The organism is Pantoea rodasii, assembly GCF_002095465.1.
GTDB lineage: Bacteria > Pseudomonadota > Gammaproteobacteria > Enterobacterales > Enterobacteriaceae > Pantoea > Pantoea rodasii.
The window spans coordinates 1-218 of the sequence record NZ_MLFP01000084.1; the positions used below are offsets into that span (position 1 = coordinate 1).

The following is a 218-nucleotide window of genomic DNA, read 5'->3' on the forward strand; positions in this document are numbered from 1 at the left end:
CATAATACTTCGCAGCACACCGTTGCCGGTTTGCTCTGAAGTATTGTTTTGAGTCACTGTAATGGTGGAGCTAAGCGGGATCGAACCGCTGACCTCCTGCGTGCAAGGCAGGCGCTCTCCCAGCTGAGCTATAGCCCCATACAGTTACTGCAGAGACCACTACTACCACTCACCAGGAGTTACATTCTTTGCATGAGGAATGTAATTTCGTCTCAGGC

The 218-nt window shown here is 50.9% G+C and carries 1 tRNA gene; it reads right to left on the reverse strand.

What is annotated here, in order from left to right:
- Positions 1-62 precede the first annotated feature (62 nt).
- Positions 63-138: transfer RNA gene (locus tag HA45_RS23440), tRNA-Ala, on the reverse strand.
- Between the last annotated feature and the right edge of the window lie 80 nt (positions 139-218).